The following is a 20,515-nucleotide window of genomic DNA, read 5'->3' on the forward strand; positions in this document are numbered from 1 at the left end:
TCGCTCGCGGGTCGAAGATTGCGCTTCGAAAGAGAACGATATGGGGCTGGCCGCGTGCCATGCCCCTCACCCGCCGCGAAGTCGCGGCGACCTCTCCCCGCGCAGAGCGGGGAGAGGTTAAGAACGCGCCGCCCTTCCCGAAAAAGCCCGAATGCCCCTGTCTTGATTGCCAGACCCGCAGCAACTCCGCAGTAACCATCCTCCCCTAGGCTCTCATGATGCCGACGCGTCCCACCATCCTTGTGTTCGACTCCGGTCTCGGCGGCCTCACCGTCCAGCGCGAGATCGCCAAGGCGCGTCCGGATGCCCGCTATGTCTATGTGGCCGATGACGCGTTCTTTCCCTACGGCCAGCACACCGAGGAGGCGCTGATCGGCCGCGTGGTGCCGCTGATGGGCGAGCTGATCGTTGCGCACCAGCCGGATCTCGTGGTGATCGCCTGCAACACCGCCTCGACGCTGGTGCTCAGCCATCTGCGCGCCGCCTATGCCGTGCCCTTTGTCGGCACCGTGCCGGCGATCAAGCCGGCCTGCGCGCGCTCGGTCAGCAAGCGCGTCTCCGTGCTCGGCACGTCAGGCACCGTGAAGCGCGAATATACCCAGACGCTGATCCGCGAATTCGGCGGCGGCTGCATCGTCACGCTGGTCGGCTCCGCCGAACTCGCCGCACTGGCGGAAGGCGCACTCGGCGGCCAAGGCATCGACGACGCCGATCTGTTTCGCGAGATCGCGCCCTGCTTCGTGCAGGACGCCGCCGGTGCCCGCACCGACACCATCGTGCTGGCTTGTACGCATTATCCGCTGTTGCTCGACCACCTCAATCGCATCGCGCCGTGGCCGGTGGCATGGATCGATCCGGCCCCGGCAATCGCACGCCGCGTGGTCGGCCTGATCGGCGATCATCAGCCCGGCGTGCCACCCGGCGATGCCGTGCTGCTCTACACCTCCGGCAAGCGCCATGCCTGGCCGGAAGCACTGGCGCCGTTCTTCGGCGGACAGGTCGCGGCCTAGCGAGCGCTCGACTTTCCCTTGCGCGCTGCTAGCCTTGCGGCGCGCCGTTCCGAAAAGAGAACGGCAAAGGGAGACCAGCATGCTCGAGACGAATTTTCTGAAGAATGGCCTTCTCAAGACACTGCTCGTTGGCGCGGCGATCACGGCCTGCGCCGGCGCTGCCAGTGCACAAGGCATCAAGCGCACGCCGCTGCAGGACGTCAAATATCCTGCCGGCCATCGCATCGTGACGGTCGTGGCTGAGCTCGGCCCGAACCAGCTCGCCGGCCGCCATACCCATCCGGGTGTCGATACCGGTTACGTCCTCGATGGCGACGCGACGCTGATCGTCGAGGGCCAGCCGGACCAGGCGCTCAAGGCCGGTGATTCCTATGCCGTCCCGGCCGGGATTCCGCATGACGTGAAGACCGGCGACAAGGGCCTGAAGATCATGGCAGTCTATGTCGTGGAAGACGGCAAGCCGGTGGCGACGCCCGCGCCGAAATAACAGGATCCCATGTGACGATGACGACCCCCGCGCCATTTCACGATCTCAAACAGAAATGGCGCGAGGGCCGCCCTACTTTCGGGGCCATTGCTACCATCCCGTCGATCCAGACCGTACGCATCATGGCGCAGACGCTGGACTGGATCATCGTCGATCTCGAACACGGCCCGATCGATCTCAACACGGCGCATGGCATGATCATGGCCACCGCGGGCACGCCCTGCACGCCGCTGGTGCGGATCGCCGCCAACGAGCCATGGCTGGCGAAAGCACCGATGGATTTCGGCGCGATGGGCATCAACTTCCCGATGATCAACAGCGCCGACGATGCCTACAAGGCCGCGCGCAGCCTGCGCTATCCGACCCAGGGCGAGCGGCTGTGGGGACCGTTCCACGCGCCGTTCCGCTGGAACGTGGGCATGCCCGACTATATGGCGCGCGCCGACGACAGCATGATCTGCATGATCACCATCGAGCATGTCGATGCGGTGAACCGGATCGGCGAGATCATGGCCACACCGGGCATCGATATCGCGGTGATCGGCGTCGGCGACCTCGCCACATCCATCGGGAAACGCGGCCAGCCGGGCGATCCCGAGGTGCAGGCGCTGGTTGCAAAGGCCGAAGCGGGAATCCTCAAGTCAGGCGTGCCGCTGGGCGGCGCGGCGCTGAACGCGGAGATGGGCAACGCCATGATCGAGCGGGGCTATGTGGCGCTGGCGTTGGGATTCGACTGGTCACTGTTCCAGCGCGGAATCGCCGCCGGATTCGAGGGCATCAGGCGGTGAAACGGCCATTTCGAGGCCGATTTTGCGCCAAAACCGGCCGGATTGGCGCTATAAGCCCGCCAAACGGCAAAAAGCCTGTCTTTCAATTGACATAACCGGGCCTTCCCCCTAGAAACCGCCTTGCTCGCGGGCCGTTTTCGGCCCGCGAAGCGTTTCGCACCCGTGGTTCTCCGCCCAGCTTTGGGAATGAACCTGTCGGTGCCGAGATTTTCCAGACTCTGGACTGATCACGGTACACAGGAGGGCGCGTCTCCTCACATTGACCATTGAACATCGAGGACGCGATGACAAAGCGTAGTGAAGCTAAATATAAAATCGACCGCCGTATGGGCCAGAACATTTGGGGTCGTCCCAAGTCTCCGGTCAACAAGCGTGAATACGGCCCCGGCCAGCACGGCCAGCGCCGCAAGGGCAAGCTCTCCGACTTCGGCACGCAGCTGCGCGCCAAACAGAAGCTGAAGGGCTATTACGCCAACATCTCCGAGCGCCAGTTCCACTCCATCTATGTGGAAGCCGGCCGTCTCAAGGGCGATACCGGTGAAAACCTGATCGGCCTGCTCGAGCGCCGCCTCGACACCGTCGTGTATCGCGCCAAGTTCGTCGCCACCATGTTTGCGGCCCGTCAGTTCATCAACCACGGCCACATCAAGGTGAACGGCAAGCGCGTCAACATCGCGAGCTATCTCGTGAAGGTTGGCGACGTCATCGAGATCAAGGAATCCTCCAAGCAGCTCGCTTTCGTTCTGGAAGCCAGCCAGCTCGGCGAACGCGACACCCCGGATTACGTCGAAACCGACCACAGCAAGATGACCGCCAAGTTCATCCGCATTCCGCAGCTGTCGGACGTTCCTTTCGCCGTGCAGATGGAACCGCATCTGATCGTCGAATTCTATTCGCGCTAATTTCTGACAGCGCAGACGAGATCAAGGCCCCGGATTTTCCGGGGCCTTTTTTGTTACCCAACTGACGGGTTAAGCTGTCGCGCGTAACAACGTGGATTTCCCAATGCCCTTCACCCCTGCTCGCCCCGACCCATCACAGCCGGCGGTTCGCATCAATCTGCTGTCGGACACACAGACGAAGCCCACGCCCGCGATGCGCGCGGCGATGGCCTCGGCAGATGTCGGCGATGAGCAGGTCGGCGACGATCCCACGGTGAATGCGCTCTGCGACCGCGTCGCCGAACTGCTCGGCAAGGAAGCCGCCGTGTTCATGCCATCGGGTACCATGTGCAATGTCGCCGGCCTGCTGGCGCATTGCCGGCCCGGCGACGAGATCCTCGCGCATCGCACCGCGCATATCCTCTCGCGCGAGGGCGGCACCCACGCCGCGCTTGGCGGCTTCCAGATTACCGGGCTCGACGGCGCCGACGGCAAGTTCACACCAGATACGCTGCGCGCCGCATTGCATCCGCGCACGCGCTACGAGGCAGCGCAGACCGTAGTCAGCGTCGAACAGACTGCCAATATCGGCGGCGGCACCATCTGGTCGAAATCCGATCTCGAAGCGATCGTCACCATCGCGCGTGACCGCGGCCTTGCTACGCATATGGATGGCGCGCGACTGATGAATGCCTGCGTCGCCACCGGTATCGGTGCGAGCAGGATGTCCGACGGCTGGGACTCGGTGTGGATCGATTTCAGTAAGGGGCTCGGCGCGCCGATCGGAGCCGTGCTCGCCGGCACGCGCGACTACATTGATGCAGTGTGGCGCTGGAAGCAGGGATTGGGCGGCTCGATGCGCCAGGCCGGTATCGTTGCCGCCGCCTGCATCCACGCGCTGGACCATCACGTCGAGCGCCTCGCCGACGATCACGCCAATGCGCACGCGCTGGCGCGCGGGCTGGCCCAGATCGACGGGATCGCCGTGCAGCAGCCGGAGACCAATCTCGTCTTCTTCGATCCCGCGGGCGCAGGCATCAGCGGTGCTGCTATGGTGAAAGCCTTGCGCACGAAAGGCGTACTGCTCGCCACCATGGACGGCCGCATCCGCGCCTGCACGCATCTGGATGTCAGTGCGGACATGATCGAGGAGACGCTGGGATTGATCAGGGACGTGGTGCGAGCGGTTTAGCCTTATCCCGACGGCCCTCATGGTGAGGAGGCGCCGCTTGGCGCCGTCTCGAACCATGAGATGTTTGGCCCATCCTTCGAGACGCGCGCAAGAGCGCGCTCCTCAGGATGAGGACTGAGTATGTGGAACAGGCACCACGATGACCTGCCCTGCCCTGCCGCTTACTCCAGCGCCTCGGCGATGATCTTCCGCACATCCACCTCCATCCGCACCCGCTGCGATGGCGATTGCGCCATGACCAGCACGAACATGTCGTTCTTCGGATCGACCCAGAAGAACGTGCCGCCGACGCCGTCCCAGCGATACTCGCCGACCGGACCGGGCTCGCTGGCGAGCTCTTTCGTCCGCACGGCGAATCCAAGGCCGAAGCCGCTGCCGGCGCCCGGGAAATAATAGTAATCGCGCTTCACGCCGCTATCAGGCCCGACGTGATCGCGCGTCATCTCCGCCACTGTTTCCGGTTTGAGATAGCGCTTGCCGTCAAGCGTGCCGCCATTGAGCAGCATCTGCAGGAAGCGCGCGTAATCCGCCGCCGTACCGACCAGACCGGAGCCCCCCGCCTCCCATTGCATGACCTCCGCGGGATCATGCATGCCGACCACCGGGCCGACCATGCGATCTCCCGGGAACGGCTCGGCCACACGCGAGCGCCGTTCGCCATCGGTGATGTAGAACGAGGTGTCCCGCATCCCCAATGGACCAAACAGCCGTTCCTCCAGGAAATGATACAGCGACTGCCCGGACACCACTTCGATGACGCGGCCGAGAATGTCGGTGGAATGGCCGTAGTCCCACAGCGTGCCGGGCTGCTCGGCGAGCGGAAGCTGCGCGATACGGTCGGCCCAGGACGCGTTGTCCCAGTCGCGGCCGAAGATATCGAGCTGCGCATAACGTTTCCGCGCGGGATCGTCGCCATAGAAACCGTAAGTGATGCCCGATGTGTGCGTGAGCAAATCGGCGATGGTGATCGGCCGCTGCAACGGCACGAGGCCGAATGTGGCGTGTTCGTCGCCGCCTTTGACGTCGACGCCCACCTTCGTCTTCGCGAAAGCCGGGATGTATTTCGCAACGGGATCGTCGAGGCGCAGCTTGCCATCCTCGACCAGCATCATCGCGGCCACCGAGGTGATCGGCTTCGACATCGAATACAGCCGGAAGATCGCATCCCTCGTCATCGGGTGCCCGCTGTCGAGATTGCCGAACGTATCGAAATAGACAGGCTTGCCGTGCTGTTGCACCAGCACCACCGCGCCGGGAATCTTCCGCTCCGCGACCATGTCGAGAAAGTAGCGATCGAGCGCCAGCAGCTTTTCGGCAGAGAATTCGCGCGCAATGGATTGCGGTTTTTCGGCCCGGACCGGCGGCGAAGGCACGATAACGGTGCCGACGCAGCAGAGCGTCAGCAGCAGGAGTACGGCCCGCCTATTTCTCCAGCGCTTCATAGACCAACAGCTTCAAAGACCTTTGAATGCGCTGTCGCTCCGACGGCGTCTGTTCGAGCAGGATGAAGAAGAAGTCCTGTTTGGGATCGATGATGAAATAGCAACCGCTGGCGCCATCCCATTTCAACTCGCCGAGCGATCCCGGCGGCGGCGGCTTGGCATTGCCGGCATCGGTGCGCACGGCAAAGCCGTAACCGAAACCGAAACCGTCGCCGGGGAAATACAGATAGTCACGACCGACCCCGGAATCCTTGCCGATATGATCCGTGGTCATGTCCTTGAACGTGGCCGCGCTCATGAAGCGCTTGCCATCATATTCGCCGCCATTCAGCAGCATCTGCGCGAACTTCGTGTAATCCGCCAGCGTCGACACCATGCCGCCGCTGCCGGATTCCCATTTCTGATAGGTGTCGGGGCGGCCCTGTCGTCCGGTGCGGAAATCGCGATCCCAGGCCATCGGCTTGGCGAGCATGACCTCCTTCGACTTCTCCTTCACGAAGAAGCCGGTGTCCTTCATCCCGAGCGGCCCGAGAAACGCCTGCTCCTCGTAACCAAGCAGCGACTTGCCGGTGACGACTTCGATCACACGGCCGAGAATATCGGTGGAGTGGCCGTAGTCCCACATGGTGCCGGGCTGGTGCTCCAGCGGCAGTTGCGCGATGCGGTCGGCGAATTCCTTGTTGTCGAAATCGCCGCTGTAGATATCGGCATTGCCATAGGCGCGGCGCACCAAGCTCTCGCCATAGAAACCGTAAGTGATGCCGGACGTGTGCAGCAGCAGGTCGCGGATCGTCACCAGGCGATTGGGCGGCACGATGTCCAGCGCCTTCTCGCCATTCTCCAGCTTCTTCTCGACGCCGACCTTGGCCTTGGCGAAAGACGGAATGTATTGCGAGACGGGATCGTCGAGCTTGAGCTTGCCCTGATCGATCAGCATCATCGCCGCAAAGGACGTGATCGGCTTCGACATGGAATGCAGCCGGAAGATCGTATCATCCGTCATCGGCTGCTTGGTGTCGGGATCGCGGACGCCGAAGAATTCCTTGTAGACCGGCTTGCCATGCTGCTGGATCAGCACGATGGCGCCGGGAATCTTGCCGTCGGCGATCTGCTTGCGGAAGAACTCGCCGATCTTGGCGAGTTTCTCCTGCGAGAATTTTGCGCCGGCGGGAATGTCGAAGGTGCCTTCGGCAGCAAAGCGATCCTGTGCGATAGCGGGCGATCCGGCGAGCAACAGCGCTCCGCAGAGCAGCGCGCGTAGTCTGTGCCGCAAATTCATCGCCGCTCCTTTTGCCTGATCACAGGAGTGTAACGGCGGGGCGCTCTCAGACAAGGGGAAGTACGCGTGTGAGCGCGAGGCGATGCAGATCCGCAGACGGCTCCGAAAAGCAGCAGAAAGTGACGGCCGTGACCACCGGCGCATCCTTCAACGCCTCGATGACCGAGCCGACCGCAATGGGAGCCGCACGCGCGGCCGGAAAGCCATAGACACCGGTGGAGATGGCCGGAAACGCAACGGAGGCCAGACCATGCGCCTGACACAACATCAGCGCCCGCCGGTAGCAGGACGCCAGCGCCTCATCCTCACCGCTCCGGCCACCATGCCAGACGGGACCGACCGCATGGATGACATACGCTGCCGGTAGCTTGTAACCTTTGGTGATTTTGGCATCGCCGGTCTCGCAACCCTTGAGAGTGCGGCATTCAGCGAGCAAGTCGGGGCCGGCAGCCCGATGGATGGCGCCGTCCACGCCGCCGCCTCCGAGAAGCGACGCATTGGCCGCGTTGACGATGGCGTCAACGCGGAGGGTCGTGATGTCGGCCACGACGACGTCGAGCGTCGCCGTGCCTATTTGTCGACTTGAAATCAGGCGGAGGCCGGGGCGGCGATCACGCCCTTTTCGGCCAGCAGGCTCTGCAACTCGCCAGCCTGGAACATCTCGCGGATGATGTCGCAGCCGCCAACGAATTCGCCCTTCACATAGAGCTGCGGAATGGTCGGCCAGTTCGAGTAGGTCTTGATGCCGTCGCGCAGATCGGCGGATTCGAGAACGTTGAGGCCCTTGTAGCCGACACCCACGTGATCGAGGATCTGGACCACCTGGCCCGAGAAACCGCACTGCGGAAACTGCGGCGTGCCCTTCATGAACAGCACCACGTCGTTGGTCTTCACTTCGTTCTCGATGAATTGCTCAATGCTCATGTCACGTCCCTGTTCAAGGTCCAGATTCAAGGTCTGGAGTTGGCGGCCCAGCCATCGGGCGCTCGCCCGGTCAGACTTGTCATATATGTAGCCGAATCCGTTCCGCACCCCAAGTCTTATGGACGTGATCAAGAGCCTGAAATCACAGGCATTGGGGCTTATTGCCGGCCCGCCACGGTCACTTTTCCGCAGTTTTTGCCAAGTCCGGTCCGGCCAAAGATCATATGACGACAGGCCTTTTATAACCCATCGGATGACCTATTTAGGACAGGCTGCTCGGGAACCCATCACCAAGAGCAACGTTCTCTCCAAAATCGGAGACTTTCGTGACGAATCCAGCTTTCGCCAAGAGTTCAGGCATGAGTTCAGGCACCGCGTCCCCCGCCTCCGAATCCGCCCCCGCAGGCGCACTGGCCCAAAGACTGGGCGACGCCTTCCTGACGGTCCGCAACGAAACCGAACGCCGCGCCGCGCCGCTGTCCCCGGAAGACCAGTTGGTGCAGTCGATGCCCGACGCCAGCCCGGCGAAGTGGCACCGCGCCCATGTGACCTGGTTCTGGGAGCAATTCCTGCTCGGCGATCACGCCCCCGGCTACACGGTCTACCACCCCGATTACGCCTATCTGTTCAATTCCTATTACGTCTCCGCCGGCCCGCGCCACGCCCGCGCCCAGCGCGGTCACCTCACCCGCCCCGGCGCCGACGAAGTCACCACCTATCGCAAACATGTCGATGCGGCCGTCATCAAATTCTTCAACGAGACGTCAGACGAGAAACTGACTTCGCTGATCCCCCTCCTCGAAGTCGGCTTCAATCACGAGCAGCAGCATCAGGAGCTGATGCTCACCGACATCCTGCATGCCTTCGCGCAGAACCCGATCCCGCCGGCCTACGATGCCAACTGGCGCTTCCCGACCTCGACCACATCGGGCGAAGCATGGACCACGCTCACCGAAGGCATCCACACCATCGGCCATCAGAGCGAGAGCTTCCATTTCGACAACGAGAAGCCCGCACATCGCGCGCTTGTCGGTCCCGTCAAGCTCGCAAGGAATCTCGTCACCAACCGCGAATGGCTCGCCTTCATGGAGGCCGGCGGTTACGACGAAGCGACGCTGTGGCTGATGGATGGCTTTGCCGCCGCGGCCCGCGAGGAATGGCAGGCACCTGGCCACTGGCGCAAGGTCAATGGCGAATGGCAGATCATGACCCTCGCCGGCTTGCAGCCGATCGATCTCGACGCGCCGGTGTGCCACGTCAGCTATTACGAATGTGACGCCTTTGCGCGCTGGAGCGGCAAGCATCTGCCCACCGAAATGGAATGGGAAGTCGCAGCGCGGGCCGGTCAGCTCAACGACGCCTTCGGCATCGTCTGGCAATGGACGCGCTCCGCTTACGCTGCCTATCCGGGCTACCGCGCCATCGAAGGCGCGCTCGGTGAATACAACGGCAAGTTCATGATCAATCAGCTGGTGCTGCGGGGCTCATCGCTGGCGACCCCGGACGATCACAGCCGCGTCACCTACCGCAATTTCTTCTATCCCCACCATCGCTGGCAATTCACGGGCCTGCGGCTGGCCGATTACGGCAACTGACTTCCTGACATCACGGCGCTTCGAAAGCGTTGAGGAGACTGACATGAACGTTCATGCCCCGTTGGCACTGTCGCTGCTGAATGCCTCGGCCTCCGCATTTGCCGCGGATGTCGCCGAAGCCCTGTCGCAGCACCCGAAAAAGCTGTCGCCGAAATACTTCTATGACGAAGCCGGCTCGGAGCTGTTCGAACAGATCACCAAATTGCCGGAATATTACCCGACCCGCACCGAGCTCGGCATCCTCCGCTCGCGTGGCAAGGACATCAACGCGATCATTCCGAAGAATGCCGCCTTGATCGAATTCGGCGCCGGCGCCACCACCAAGGTGCGGCTGCTGCTGGATGAATGCGACGTCGGCGCCTATGCGCCGGTCGATATCTCAGGCGACTTCCTGCAGGCGCAGGCAGCCGAGCTGCGCAAGGATTTCCCGGGCCTGAAGGTGCTGCCGGTGAATGCCGATTTCACCGCACCGTTCGACCTTCCCGCAGATATCCGGATGATGCCGAAGGTCGGCTTCTTCCCGGGCTCGACGCTCGGTAATTTCGAGCCGCACGAGGCCTGCGCCTTTCTGCGCTCGGCCCGCGCCATTCTCGGCAAGGACGCCCTGATGCTGATCGGCATCGATCTGGAGAAAGACGAGAAGCTGCTGCACGCGGCCTATAACGACGCGGCAGGGGTCACCGGCAAGTTCAACATGAATGTGCTGGTGCGCATCAACCGCGAACTCGGCGGCGATTTCGATCTCTCGGCCTTCACGCACCGCGCGATCTACAACAAGGAACGCCACCGCATCGAGATGCACCTGATCGCCAGGAAGCCGCAGACCGTGCATGTGCTGGGTCGCAGCTTCGCGTTCCGTGCCGGCGAGAGCATCCACACCGAGAGCAGCTACAAATACAGCATCGAGCGTTTTGCAACGCTGGCCCGCGGTTCGGGCTGGGAGCCGAAGGCGTCATGGACGGATGCTGACAAGCATTTCTCGGTGCATGCGCTGATGGCGGTGGAGTAGCCTTCTTAACCTCTCCCCGTCCTTTACGGGGAGAGGTCGGATCGCCCTTGCGATCCGGGTGAGGGGCCGGGCAGACAATTCCAACGAAGGCATGTTCTCGGGTCGGGTCGGCTCTAATCCGCTGTTTGGCCATCTGCACGTAACGCCTGGTCGAGCAGCATCAGCACGCCGTCGATATTGGACAAGACGTCGTTATTCCAGAACGCACCACGCCATAGCCTTCCGCCCGCAGATACGTGTCGCGAATTTCATCTCGTTTGGATTCTAGGTGTTGGCCGCCGTCGACCTCGATCACGAGGCGCTGTTCCCGACAAACGAAGTCGCAGATATAGGGGCCTATCGCTTCCTGCCGGGCAAATTTAAAACCGCCGACTTGCCGGTTGCGTATGCGATGCCAGAGCTTGGTCTCGGCATCGGTCTGGTTAGCGCGAAGTTTTCGCGAGATCTGAGTGCTACGAACACGACCTCGCATCGCCCCTCACCCGTCTTCGCTGCGCGAAGCCACCCTCTCCCCGCAAGAGCGGGGCGAGGGAAAACTACGCCTCCGGCACGCCCGTCTGCAGCGCCAGCGCGTGCAGGACACCGCCCATCTGGCCTTTCAGCGACTGATAGACAATCTGGTGCTGGGCGACGCGGGATTTGCCGCGGAAGGATTCCGAAATCACGGTTGCCGCGTAATGGTCGCCGTCACCGGCCAGATCACGGATCGTCACCTGCGCGTCGGGAATCGCGGCCTTGATCATGGTCTCGATATCGCGGGCGTCCATCGGCATTAATCGGGTCTCCAGAAAGGTTCGAATCGCGGCCACTCGGTGCCGCCTCGGATTGCGAGCCTATCGCGGCTGCCGCATGACGTCACGGCTTTCTAACGATAATCCCTCGCATGCCCCTTTTAAAGGCCGGATGGATCGCACATCTGAAGAAGTGAAATATGACCGTCACAAGGGTTTAACCATGAAGCTTCCCGGCCCGGACCACCCGATCACCATTGCGCCCGCCGGCAAACACATCCGTGTTTCTGCCGGGGACGTCGTGATCGCCGACACGACCAATGCCCTGAGCCTCAAGGAGGCCAGCTACCCCGCAGTACTGTATATCCCCCGCGCGGACGCCAATATGGACGCGGTAGCGCGCACCGACCGTGTGACGCATTGCCCGTACAAGGGCGACGCGAATTATTACAGCATCAAGACCGGCGAGAAGGTTCTCGACAACGCGATCTGGACCTATGAGACGCCGTTTCCGGCGATGGCCGAGATCAAGGATTATCTCGCATTTTATCCAGACAAGGTGAAAATCGAGGAAGTACCTGCGTGATCCTCGGCTGATTGCCGAAGCGGCTTTCGACATTTATCATGACGGCGCGCATCACTGATGCGCCCGGCGACGCCTGTTGCGCGCGGAAGCGAGGGGGCTCGCCGTTCACATGTCGGACCGTAACGCTGCGCTCGATCGCGCCCGCACCTTTGTCACGCTGCTCGTGCTGGCGAACCACGCGGCGGTCGCTTACACCGCCTTCGGGCGCTATTACCCGAACCACTATCTGTGGTCGACCGCGCCAATCGTCGACAGCCAGCGCTGGATCGGCTTCAACATCCTGACGCTGTTCAACGACACCTTCTTCATGTGTCTGATGTTCATGCTGTCGGGCCTGTTCGTGTGGCCGAGCCTGAAGCGCAAGGGCATCGCCGACTTCCTGCGCGACCGCGCGCTGCGCCTCGGCCTGCCCTTCCTGGCGATGATCTTCGTGCTGATGCCGATCGCCTATTACGCGTCGTTCAGCCTGTCGACGCACAAGACCGGCTTTTTCGAATTCTACGTCAACAATTTCAAACAAGGCCAATGGTTCGCCGGCCCCGGCTGGTTCATCTGGTATCTGTTGTTTCTTGATCTCGTCGCGATCCCGGTTTTCCTGCTCGCGCCGCGACTGGTGGACGGCATCAACCGGCTGTCGATCCGTGCCTTCGAACGACCGTGGTTGTTCGCCGCCGTGCTCGCCGTCATCGCGGTGATCTCCTATGTCCCATTCCTGTTTACGGTCGGCGCTGTCCGCTGGTTCAGCTGGGGCCCGCTGCAGGTGCAGTTCAGCCGCATGGCGATCTATGGCGTGTTCTTCTTCGCCGGCATGGGCATCGGCGCCGCCAATATCGACCAGGGCCTGCTGGCCCGCACCGGCGCACTGGCGCGGCAATGGCTGTGGTGGACCATCGCCGCCGCTGCCTCCTTTGGCTCGCTCGCTTTTCTCGTCAATTTTCGCCGCATGAAGCTCGCCAATCTCACCGGCGCGCCGCCTTTCTGGTGGCAGTCGAGCTACGGCGTGATCTACGCGGTCGCCTGCACGCTGATCTGCCTCGCGGTGCTGGCGCTGTTCCTGCGCTTCGGCCAACGCGAGAAGAGCATCTTCGATCCGCTGCGCGGCGATGCCTATGGCATCTTCGTGCTGCACTACATCCCGATGCTGTGGCTGCAATATGCGCTGCTGAACGCGCCGCTCGGCGCCGGATCGAAAGCACTGATCGCCTTCGCGGGTACGCTGGCGGCGAGCTGGGCAGCGACAAGGGCGCTGCGGGCGATCCCAGGCGTGAAGCGGGTGCTGTAGCTTCATCACACCGTCCTTTCCGCCTTCCAACATGAACGACGATCTGCAGGACACCAGCATGCGCGCACACAACGGTGACAAGGCGATCAATCTTCTTTTCAACGTCACGCCGGCGCTGTTCGAGGACTATCACGAACCCATTCTGGATGCGCTTCGGCGCCGGAGCATCGACGCGCGAGCCAATCTCCTGGGTGACATTGCGCATCAGGACGTGGACTACATCATCCACGCGACCGGCGGTCCCATCAGTGATTTCGCCCCTTTCAGCAATGCGCGCGCCGTATTGAGCCTTTGGGCCGGTGTCGAGAAGATCGTCGGCAACGCGACGCTGACACAGCCGCTGTGCCGCATGGTCGATGACGGCCTCCGGCAGGGCATGGTCGAATGGGTCGTCGGTCATACCCTGCGCTTGCATCTCGGGATGGACCGCTACGTCTGTGAAAAACCTCTGACATGGTCGCAGCATGTTCCGCCGCTTGCCACGGACCGATCGGTGACAGTGCTGGGTCTCGGCGAATTGGGATCGGCTGCAGCAACAGCACTTGTGCAACTCGGCTTTCGCGTCACCGGCTGGAGCCGTCGCGCGCGCGAGGTGGCCGGCGTCCGCTGCCTCGCAGGGATGGAGAAGCTGCCGCAAGCGCTGGCCGCGGCGGAAATCCTCGTGGGGCTTCTGCCCCAGACGCCGGAGACCATCGACCTCCTGAATGCCGAACGGCTCGCGCTTCTGCCCAAGGGAAGTTTCATCCTGAATGCCGGACGCGGCACGCTGATCGACGACGATGCGCTGATCGCGGCACTCGACAGCGGACGCGTGGCGCAGGCGACGCTCGATGTCTTCCGCACCGAGCCCGTACCATCAGGCCATCCGTTCTGGTCGCATCCGGGTGTCACGATCTCGCCCCACATCGCAGCAGCAACGCGTGTTGGAACGGCAGCGGAAAACATCGCCGACAATATCGCACGCGCGGAATGCGGCACGCCGCTGATGAATTTGGTCGATCGGACGCTGAGCTACTGAGACGGTTGCACGAACGCTCATGGCCTCCCTCCCCCAAGCGAAGCGCAGTGGGGAGGGTCGGCCGATAGGCCGGGGTGGGGTGTCTCCGCAAACGCCGTCGCTTGTGGCACCCCCACCCGTCCGGCCTTCGGCCGGCCCCCCTCCCCGCAAGGGGGAGGGAAAAGATCAGCGCCTGTTACGACGCCTTGCCGCTCATGTAGTTGGGCAGCCAGCTCTCATGCGCATGTACGAGTGCCTTGATATCGACAGCGCGTTCACCGGCAATCGCCACCGCATGTCCGCCAGTCTTGCCGATCTGCACGCAGGGCACGCCAACATTCTTCAGTTTCGACAGCACCGTCAGCAACTGATCTTCCGCGACAGTCACGATGTAACGCGCCTGATCCTCGCCGAACCACCAGGCATGCGGCACCGTCGATGATGGCGCGGCATCGAGCTTGGCGCCGATGCCGGAGGCCATCGCCATTTCGGTGAGTGCCACCAGCAAGCCGCCATCGGCAATGTCATGCACGGCGGTCGCGGTGCCTGCATGGATCATGCCGCGGACCACGTCGCCGTTGCGCTTCTCAGTGGCGAGGTCGACTGGCGGCGGAGCGCCCTCTTCCTTGCCGCAGATGTCGCGCAGATAGACCGACTGGCCGAGCCAGCCCTTGGTTTCGCCGATCAGCAGGATCGCTTCGCCCGGCGCCTTGAACGCCAGCGTCGCGGACTTCGTGAAATCGTCGAGCACGCCGACGCCGCCGATCGACGGGGTCGGCAGGATGCCGCGGCCGTTGGTCTCGTTGTAGAGCGAGACATTGCCGGACACGATCGGGAAATCCAGCGTGATGCAGGCTTCGGCGATGCCCTTCAGGCAGCCGACGAGCTGGCCCATGATCTCGGGCCGCTCCGGATTGCCGAAGTTGAGATTGTCGGTGACCGCCAGCGGCCTGCCGCCGACCGCGGTGATGTTGCGCCAGGCTTCGGCGACCGCCTGCTTGCCGCCCTCGACCGGATCGGCCTCGCAATAGCGCGGCGTGACATCGACCGACATCGCAAGACCCTTGGGGCCGTCCTCGATGCGCACCACCGCGGCGTCGCCGCCAGGGCGCTGCACGGTGTTGCCGAGAATGACGTGGTCATACTGCTCCCACACCCAGCGCTTCGAGCATAGTTCGGGCGTGCCGATCAGCTTCTCCAGTGCATCCGGGATCGACGACGGCGCGGCAATATCGCGCGCATGGATCACCGGCAGCGCCGGCGACGGCACATGCGGACGATCGTAGAGTGGCGCTTCGTCGCCGAGTTCCTTGATCGGCAGATCGGCCATCACCTTGCCGCCATGCTTCACGACGAAGCGAAGCGTTGGCGTGGTGTAGCCGACGATGGCGAAGTCGAGGCCCCACTTCCGGAAGATATCCTCGGCCTGCTTTTCCTTCTCGGGCTTCAGCACCATGAGCATGCGCTCCTGGCTTTCCGAGAGCATCATCTCGTAAGCGGTCATGCCCTCTTCGCGGGTCGGCACCGCATCGAGATTGAGCTCGACGCCGAGGTCGCCCTTGGCGCCCATCTCGACGGCCGAACAGGTCAGACCCGCAGCGCCCATGTCCTGGATCGCGATGACGCAATCGGCGGCCATGATTTCGAGACAGGCTTCCAGCAGCAGCTTCTCGGCGAAGGGATCGCCGACCTGCACAGTCGGGCGCTTCTCCTCGGAATCCTCGTCGAACTCGGCAGAGGCCATCGACGCGCCGTGAATGCCGTCGCGGCCCGTTTTGGAGCCGAGATAGACGATCGGCATGTTCACGCCCGACGCCGCAGCGAGGAAGATCTTGTCGGCATCGGCGAGACCGACGGCCATCGCGTTGACGAGGTTGTTGCCGTCATAGCGGGTGTGGAAACGTGTCTGGCCGCCCACGGTCGGCACGCCAAACGAATTGCCATAGCCGCCGACGCCGGCGACGACGCCCGACACCAGATGGCGGGTCTTCGGATGTTCCGGCGCGCCGAACGACAGCGCGTTCAAACAGGCGATCGGACGCGCGCCCATGGTGAAGACGTCGCGCAGGATGCCGCCGACACCGGTGGTCGCGCCCTGATAGGGCTCGATATAGGACGGGTGGTTGTGGCTCTCCATCTTGAACACGATGGCCTGATTGTCGCCGATATCGATCACGCCGGCATTCTCGCCCGGCCCCTGCAGCACCCACGGCGCCTTGGTCGGCAGCCCCTTCAGATGGATGCGCGAGGACTTGTACGAGCAATGCTCGTTCCACATGGCCGAGAAGATGCCGAGCTCGGTGAAAGTCGGCTCCCGCCCGATCAGCTTGAGAATGCGCTCATACTCGTCGGGCTTGAGGCCGTGGGAAGCGACGAGTTCGGGAGTGATCTTTGGCTCGGTCATGGGGTCTCTTGGCTCTGTAAGGCTTCTTCATAGGGAGATCGGAGCATGCGGAAAAGGCCTATTCCGGCCCGTTCCCCGCATGTCCCAAGCTTTGCCCGGGCAACGCCCGTGCTGCTCGAAAAACAGCCTGCATAAGGCCCTGCGCCGGCGCCGGATTGCGCCCGCCGGATGGATCGGATTTAACACTTTTCGCAGCCAATCCAAGGAGTTCAGACCGTGAATGTGCCCGCCGATGCCACCATCCCGTTCCATGCCGACGCCTATACCGCGACGGAGGGGGAATTTGCGGGCTGGACCACCTGGAAGCGGGATTCCTTCGAATCGGTCTCCGGCCCGTTCTGGCACAAGGTCGAGGCCGACGGCTCCGTCCGCTGCGCCTTCCGGGTCGAGAAAAAGCACCTCAACGGCATGAAGAACGTCCATGGCGGCTGCTTCATGACCTTCGCCGATTATTGCCTGTTCGCGCTGGCCTCCCGCGAGCTGCAGGGCCCCGGCATCACCGTCTCGTTCGGCTGCGAATTCCTTGATGCCGCCCGCGAAGGCGAGCTGGTCGAATGCCACGGCGAAATGACCCGGATCGGCGGCTCATTGATCTTCCTGCGCGGAATCCTGAAAGCCGGCGAACGTTCGCTCCTGACCTTCTCGGGCACCATCAAGCGCGTGAAGAAGCGCCCGAAGCCGGCGGCCATCGCGGCGGAGTAACCGGGCGCGGGTTCGCGGGCATGGGTGCATCCTGCTAGGTTCGTCGACAACACATGTGGGCCCGAACATGCTGAGTTCATTCGAACGGCTACGTCATCCGGCAAACGCAGATCTCCTGATCGCCGCGGACGACGAGCACGCGGCTGTCGCCGGTCGCGGCGATTACGCCATGCCGTGGCACTGGCATGATTGCCTGATGTTCATCCTGCCGAGCCGCGGGACGATCGAGCTGAAGCACGAAGCCGGCCGCGAAGGCAGCTGGCTGTCGCAGGACCGGTTCGCGATCGTTCCGCCGAACCAGGCGCATGAGACGCGCGCGGGTATCGGTGCACATAGCCACGTCGCCATCTACGCAACCGGCTCCGTCCTGAAGCGCCTCGAAAGAGAGAACGGCTCGCTGAGCGAATTCCGCAGACGAACCACCACGACCCGGCTGTTTCGCCGGTCAGACAGACTGCGCGCCCTGCAGGCGCTGCTGGTCGGGGATGGCAGGCACGCCTATGGCAATGCCCATGTCCGGCACGGACTGTCCTCTGCCCTGCTCGTTCAGTGCATCGCCGAGGCTCTGACCGGCGATGCCGTATCCAGTGCCTCGCATCGCGAACACGGCATGACGTTGGTCGCGGAGCTGAGGGACTATCTCACCCTTCATGCCGACCGGGATGTTCCGCTCGACGCCCTGGAAGAACGGTTCGGCGTTTCGCGGCGTCACATCACCCGACTGTTCCGCGCGGGGACCGGCGCGTCGATCGGCGAATTCCAGCAACGTGTCCGCCTCGACAATGCAAGCGAGCTGTTGAAGGCAACCGATCTCCCGATCGGCGAGATCGCGCTCCGCGTCGGCTTCGACAGCGGTGCGGCGCTGGCCCACGCGATGCGCCGGGCCGATGGCCAGTCGCCGACCCAGATGCGCAAGCGCATGGCCCGGCCGATCAAAATCTAGGGCCCGCCGGAACGCGCGCCGCAGCAACATCCTCCGTACTTGATGCCGGTGAATTCCGTGCAGCGTTGGCTGAAGCGTCTTGCGAACGCGCGAGGCTGCTAGAGGGTGCAAACATGATGACGACATCTCCCGAACCGCAGGTTCGATTTGTCAGTGTCTTTGCGGCAGGTCCGCAGGGCGGCAATCCCGCCCCGATCGTGATCGACGCTGCCGGCATGAGTGATGCGGAGATGCAGCAGGTCGCACGCGACTACGGTCACGAGAGCGGATTTGTCCTGCCACCACCACCAGGCTCGGACTGCGATTTCGAATTTCGCTTCTGGGTGCCCAATCACGAGATGTCCATGTGCGGACACGCCACCGTCGGCGCGACATGGCTGCTTCAACGGCTGGGCCGGCTGCAGCGCGATCGGATCATCATCCTGACAAAGAGCGGCCGCGTCCATGCGCGGATCAGCCAATCAGACGAACAGGATATCTCGGTCGAGGTCTCGCAGCCTGCAGGGATCGTCGAGCCGCTTCCCGATGCAGGCCAAAGCACCAACGACATTCTCGACGTCCTCGGTATCGGCTCCGACTGCCTCGCGCCCTTCCCGATCCAGAATGCACGCACCAGCCGGGTCAAGACCCTCATTCCGTTGAAGAGCGTCGCGATTCTCGACGGGCTGAAGCCTGACTTCTCGCGGATGGAGCGGCTGTGCAATGGCATCGACTCCACCGGTCTCTATCCCTACGCCGTGTCCGACCGGGACGCCCAGGTCATCGATGCCCGCCAATTCCCGAGTTCATCGGGTTATCCGGAAGACGCCGCGACTGGCATTGCAGCCTCCGCCTTGTCATTCGGTCTCCTCGCGAACCGGATGGTGGATGCGTCGGAGCGCCAGATCACCATTCGCCAGGGACGCGCCATGAAGCGCCCTTCCGCGATCAAGGTGCGCTTCAGCTTCGATAACGGCGATCTCAACGGCTGCTGGCTCGGCGGCGCCGTTCAGCCCACCGAATGCGAGAAGATTGCGTCATGACGAGCAAGGGACAGCCCTCGGCTTTCGAAGCCGACTATGGCTTTGCGCGAAGCGACGTTCATCTCGATAACTGGCGTCAGGCGCCCTGGAATGTCTGGGCATTCCGTCACGTGTCCGAACTCATTCCGACGGCAAGCATCGCAGCGACGCCGGGACTGATCGAGGATCCGTCCGTCGACGCCGGAGACTTGCTCAGGCAGACATTCTCTGTCGGTGGAGAAACAGCTGCTGTCGTAGATGTGCTGCGCAGGACCTCGACCGATGCGCTCGTGGTGATGAAATCCGGCCGTGTCGTGGCAGATTACCATGCGCCGAATTTTACTGCGCAATCGCGGCACATTCTGTTCTCCGCGAGCAAGTCGGTGACATCGATCGTCGCGGGAATTTTATACAGCGACGGCCTGATCGATTTTGACGAGACGGTCTCGCACTACGTTCCCGAACTCAAATCCTCCGCTTTTGCGGATGCGCGGATACGCGATGTTCTCGATATGCGGGTGAGCCTCGATTTCGAAGAGACCTATCAGGATCCGCGCGGCGATTTTGCGAGGTACCGCCGCGCCGGCCTGCTTGAGCCGTCGGTGCCGGGAGATACTCCGGACTCACTGATCGCCTTCCTCGCTACGCTGCAAAAGGGCCCCGGCGACCATGGCGGCCCCTTTCACTACTGCTCACCGAATTCCGACGTGCTGGGTCTGGTGATCGAACGCGCCTCGGGCCAGCGTTTCGCGGACTTTGCCGCCGCGCGTTTGTGGCAGCCGCTCGGCGCGCGGCAGGATGCCTATGTCACCGTGGATGCGACCGGCAGCGCCCGGACCGGCGGCGGCTTCTGCATGACCCCGCGCGACCTCGCGCGCATCGGCGAGATGATGCGACTGGGCGGCATGGCAAACGGCTGCCGGATAGTTGCACAGGATTGGGTGTCGGATACGATCACGAACGGCTCCGCCGAGGCCTGGCGCGCGGGCAAATTCGTCGAATGGCTGCCTGAAGGCCGCTATCGCAACAAATGGTACCAGACGGGCGATGCGAGCGGCGTATTCTTCGCGCTCGGCATTCACGGACAATATCTCTATGTGAATCCGCGCGCCGAAATGGTCGTCGCAAAATTCTCGTCCCAGCCGGAGCCGGCGGACAACGACCTGAAACGGCTCAACCTCGCACTGTTCGATACGCTTGCGAGATTGTACTGATGAAGCTGCTGTGTGAGCCGCCCATCTCGCCGCAATACTGCGTTGGCG

Annotated in this window: 21 protein-coding genes; 14 read left to right on the forward strand and 7 right to left on the reverse strand. The window is 62.9% G+C overall.

Annotation, left to right across the window (positions count from 1 at the left end):
- The first annotated feature begins 218 nt into the window (after nt 1-218).
- The 5 genes from murI to CHC01_RS14655 all read left to right on the forward strand — a co-directional run bounded on the left by murI (nt 219) and on the right by CHC01_RS14655 (nt 4,358).
- Nucleotides 219-1,010 (forward strand): glutamate racemase, encoded by a 792-nt coding sequence (murI, locus tag CHC01_RS14635; protein WP_089265665.1) that lies wholly within the window; start codon nt 219-221, stop codon nt 1,008-1,010.
- A gap of 79 nt (nt 1,011-1,089) precedes the next feature.
- Nucleotides 1,090-1,497 (forward strand): cupin domain-containing protein, encoded by a 408-nt coding sequence (locus tag CHC01_RS14640; protein ID WP_089265011.1) that lies wholly within the window; start codon nt 1,090-1,092, stop codon nt 1,495-1,497.
- A 17-nt stretch (nt 1,498-1,514) separates the two neighbouring features.
- The gene (locus tag CHC01_RS14645) at nt 1,515-2,285 is read left to right on the forward strand and encodes an HpcH/HpaI aldolase family protein (protein ID WP_089265012.1); all 771 of its coding nucleotides are present in this window, start codon (nt 1,515-1,517) and stop codon (nt 2,283-2,285) included.
- Nucleotides 2,286-2,569: 284 nt separating this feature from the next.
- Nucleotides 2,570-3,187: a 30S ribosomal protein S4 gene (rpsD, locus tag CHC01_RS14650; RefSeq protein WP_089265666.1), complete on the forward strand. Its 618-nt coding sequence runs from the start codon at nt 2,570-2,572 to the stop codon at nt 3,185-3,187.
- A 103-nt stretch (nt 3,188-3,290) separates the two neighbouring features.
- On the forward strand, nt 3,291-4,358 hold the full coding sequence (locus CHC01_RS14655; RefSeq protein WP_089265013.1) for a threonine aldolase family protein: 1,068 nt from the start codon (nt 3,291-3,293) through the stop codon (nt 4,356-4,358).
- A gap of 161 nt (nt 4,359-4,519) precedes the next feature.
- Here CHC01_RS14655 and CHC01_RS14660 read toward each other — a convergent pair whose 3' ends face one another.
- The 4 genes from CHC01_RS14660 to grxD are packed head-to-tail and all read right to left on the reverse strand — an operon-like array spanning nt 4,520 to nt 8,003.
- Nucleotides 4,520-5,800, reverse strand: coding sequence for a serine hydrolase domain-containing protein (locus CHC01_RS14660; protein ID WP_089265014.1), 1,281 nt, complete (start codon nt 5,798-5,800; stop codon nt 4,520-4,522).
- The gene (locus CHC01_RS14665) at nt 5,781-7,079 is read right to left on the reverse strand and encodes a serine hydrolase domain-containing protein (protein ID WP_089265015.1); all 1,299 of its coding nucleotides are present in this window, start codon (nt 7,077-7,079) and stop codon (nt 5,781-5,783) included. The genes CHC01_RS14660 and CHC01_RS14665 overlap by 20 nt, the downstream gene beginning before the upstream one ends.
- 46 nt (nt 7,080-7,125) lie before the next feature.
- Nucleotides 7,126-7,668 (reverse strand): O-acetyl-ADP-ribose deacetylase, encoded by a 543-nt coding sequence (locus tag CHC01_RS14670; RefSeq protein ID WP_089265667.1) that lies wholly within the window; start codon nt 7,666-7,668, stop codon nt 7,126-7,128.
- Nucleotides 7,668-8,003, reverse strand: a complete 336-nt coding sequence (gene grxD / locus CHC01_RS14675; RefSeq protein ID WP_068736311.1) for a Grx4 family monothiol glutaredoxin — start codon at nt 8,001-8,003, stop codon at nt 7,668-7,670. Before grxD ends, CHC01_RS14670 begins: the two co-directional genes overlap by 1 nt.
- A 359-nt stretch (nt 8,004-8,362) precedes the next feature.
- On the opposite strand from grxD, the gene egtB reads away from it, so the two are divergent.
- Nucleotides 8,363-9,598: an ergothioneine biosynthesis protein EgtB gene (gene egtB / locus CHC01_RS14680; RefSeq protein WP_089265016.1), complete on the forward strand. Its 1,236-nt coding sequence runs from the start codon at nt 8,363-8,365 to the stop codon at nt 9,596-9,598.
- Nucleotides 9,599-9,641: 43 nt separating this feature from the next.
- A complete protein-coding gene (gene egtD, locus CHC01_RS14685; RefSeq protein ID WP_089265017.1) occupies nt 9,642-10,607 on the forward strand; it encodes an L-histidine N(alpha)-methyltransferase in 966 nt (321 codons plus the stop codon).
- A 160-nt stretch (nt 10,608-10,767) separates the two neighbouring features.
- Here egtD and CHC01_RS14690 read toward each other — a convergent pair whose 3' ends face one another.
- Both CHC01_RS14690 and CHC01_RS14695 read right to left on the reverse strand, forming a co-directional pair.
- Nucleotides 10,768-11,079 carry an endonuclease domain-containing protein gene (locus tag CHC01_RS14690; RefSeq protein WP_349636619.1) on the reverse strand — a complete coding sequence of 104 codons (312 nt, stop codon included), beginning with the start codon at nt 11,077-11,079 and terminating at the stop codon, nt 10,768-10,770.
- Nucleotides 11,080-11,143: 64 nt separating this feature from the next.
- The gene (locus CHC01_RS14695; RefSeq protein ID WP_068735968.1) at nt 11,144-11,380 is read right to left on the reverse strand and encodes a BolA family protein; all 237 of its coding nucleotides are present in this window, start codon (nt 11,378-11,380) and stop codon (nt 11,144-11,146) included.
- 181 nt (nt 11,381-11,561) lie between these two features.
- On the opposite strand from CHC01_RS14695, the gene CHC01_RS14700 reads away from it, so the two are divergent.
- The 3 genes from CHC01_RS14700 (at nt 11,562) to CHC01_RS14710 (ending at nt 14,224) form a co-directional block, all read left to right on the forward strand.
- Nucleotides 11,562-11,924: a DUF427 domain-containing protein gene (locus CHC01_RS14700; RefSeq protein ID WP_089265668.1), complete on the forward strand. Its 363-nt coding sequence runs from the start codon at nt 11,562-11,564 to the stop codon at nt 11,922-11,924.
- A gap of 109 nt (nt 11,925-12,033) precedes the next feature.
- Nucleotides 12,034-13,206 carry an acyltransferase family protein gene (locus tag CHC01_RS14705; RefSeq protein ID WP_089265018.1) on the forward strand — a complete coding sequence of 391 codons (1,173 nt, stop codon included), beginning with the start codon at nt 12,034-12,036 and terminating at the stop codon, nt 13,204-13,206.
- 58 nt (nt 13,207-13,264) lie between these two features.
- Nucleotides 13,265-14,224: a 2-hydroxyacid dehydrogenase gene (locus CHC01_RS14710; protein WP_089265669.1), complete on the forward strand. Its 960-nt coding sequence runs from the start codon at nt 13,265-13,267 to the stop codon at nt 14,222-14,224.
- 175 nt (nt 14,225-14,399) lie between these two features.
- Here the strand turns inward: CHC01_RS14710 and purL are convergent, their stop codons facing one another.
- A complete protein-coding gene (gene purL / locus CHC01_RS14715; protein ID WP_089265019.1) occupies nt 14,400-16,607 on the reverse strand; it encodes a phosphoribosylformylglycinamidine synthase subunit PurL in 2,208 nt (735 codons plus the stop codon).
- Between the two features lie 222 nt (nt 16,608-16,829).
- Between purL and CHC01_RS14720 the strand changes: the two genes are divergently transcribed.
- The 4 genes from CHC01_RS14720 (at nt 16,830) to CHC01_RS14735 (ending at nt 20,467) form a co-directional block, all read left to right on the forward strand.
- The gene (locus CHC01_RS14720) at nt 16,830-17,309 is read left to right on the forward strand and encodes a PaaI family thioesterase (protein ID WP_371419948.1); all 480 of its coding nucleotides are present in this window, start codon (nt 16,830-16,832) and stop codon (nt 17,307-17,309) included.
- A 196-nt stretch (nt 17,310-17,505) separates the two neighbouring features.
- Nucleotides 17,506-18,252, forward strand: a complete 747-nt coding sequence (locus tag CHC01_RS14725) for a helix-turn-helix domain-containing protein (protein ID WP_176454599.1) — start codon at nt 17,506-17,508, stop codon at nt 18,250-18,252.
- Between the two features lie 113 nt (nt 18,253-18,365).
- Nucleotides 18,366-19,274, forward strand: coding sequence for a PhzF family phenazine biosynthesis protein (locus tag CHC01_RS14730; protein WP_244558366.1), 909 nt, complete (start codon nt 18,366-18,368; stop codon nt 19,272-19,274).
- A complete protein-coding gene (locus CHC01_RS14735) occupies nt 19,271-20,467 on the forward strand; it encodes a serine hydrolase domain-containing protein (RefSeq protein WP_089265023.1) in 1,197 nt (398 codons plus the stop codon). The genes CHC01_RS14730 and CHC01_RS14735 overlap by 4 nt, the downstream gene beginning before the upstream one ends.
- Nucleotides 20,468-20,515 lie beyond the last annotated feature (48 nt).

It is taken from the genome of Tardiphaga sp. OK246 (assembly GCF_900188215.1).
GTDB classification, from domain to species: Bacteria; Pseudomonadota; Alphaproteobacteria; order Rhizobiales; family Xanthobacteraceae; genus Tardiphaga; species Tardiphaga robiniae.

Excerpts from the sequence above, each read along its gene's own strand:
- murI (WP_089265665.1), top strand. The coding sequence starts at position 219 with ATGCCGACGCGTCCCACCATCCTTGTGTTCGACTCCGGTCTCGGCGGC.
- CHC01_RS14640 (WP_089265011.1), top strand. The coding sequence starts at position 1,090 with ATGCTCGAGACGAATTTTCTGAAGAATGGCCTTCTCAAGACACTGCTC.
- CHC01_RS14645 (WP_089265012.1), top strand. The coding sequence starts at position 1,515 with ATGACGACCCCCGCGCCATTTCACGATCTCAAACAGAAATGGCGCGAG.
- rpsD (WP_089265666.1), top strand. The coding sequence starts at position 2,570 with ATGACAAAGCGTAGTGAAGCTAAATATAAAATCGACCGCCGTATGGGC.
- CHC01_RS14655 (WP_089265013.1), top strand. The coding sequence starts at position 3,291 with ATGCCCTTCACCCCTGCTCGCCCCGACCCATCACAGCCGGCGGTTCGC.
- CHC01_RS14660 (WP_089265014.1), bottom strand. The coding sequence starts at position 5,800 with ATGAAGCGCTGGAGAAATAGGCGGGCCGTACTCCTGCTGCTGACGCTC.
- CHC01_RS14665 (WP_089265015.1), bottom strand. The coding sequence starts at position 7,079 with ATGAATTTGCGGCACAGACTACGCGCGCTGCTCTGCGGAGCGCTGTTG.
- grxD (WP_068736311.1), bottom strand. The coding sequence starts at position 8,003 with ATGAGCATTGAGCAATTCATCGAGAACGAAGTGAAGACCAACGACGTG.
- egtB (WP_089265016.1), top strand. The coding sequence starts at position 8,363 with ATGAGTTCAGGCACCGCGTCCCCCGCCTCCGAATCCGCCCCCGCAGGC.
- egtD (WP_089265017.1), top strand. The coding sequence starts at position 9,642 with ATGAACGTTCATGCCCCGTTGGCACTGTCGCTGCTGAATGCCTCGGCC.
- CHC01_RS14690 (WP_349636619.1), bottom strand. The coding sequence starts at position 11,079 with ATGCGAGGTCGTGTTCGTAGCACTCAGATCTCGCGAAAACTTCGCGCT.
- CHC01_RS14695 (WP_068735968.1), bottom strand. The coding sequence starts at position 11,380 with ATGCCGATGGACGCCCGCGATATCGAGACCATGATCAAGGCCGCGATT.
- CHC01_RS14700 (WP_089265668.1), top strand. The coding sequence starts at position 11,562 with ATGAAGCTTCCCGGCCCGGACCACCCGATCACCATTGCGCCCGCCGGC.
- CHC01_RS14705 (WP_089265018.1), top strand. The coding sequence starts at position 12,034 with ATGTCGGACCGTAACGCTGCGCTCGATCGCGCCCGCACCTTTGTCACG.
- CHC01_RS14710 (WP_089265669.1), top strand. The coding sequence starts at position 13,265 with ATGCGCGCACACAACGGTGACAAGGCGATCAATCTTCTTTTCAACGTC.
- purL (WP_089265019.1), bottom strand. The coding sequence starts at position 16,607 with ATGACCGAGCCAAAGATCACTCCCGAACTCGTCGCTTCCCACGGCCTC.
- CHC01_RS14725 (WP_176454599.1), top strand. The coding sequence starts at position 17,506 with ATGTTCATCCTGCCGAGCCGCGGGACGATCGAGCTGAAGCACGAAGCC.
- CHC01_RS14730 (WP_244558366.1), top strand. The coding sequence starts at position 18,366 with ATGATGACGACATCTCCCGAACCGCAGGTTCGATTTGTCAGTGTCTTT.
- CHC01_RS14735 (WP_089265023.1), top strand. The coding sequence starts at position 19,271 with ATGACGAGCAAGGGACAGCCCTCGGCTTTCGAAGCCGACTATGGCTTT.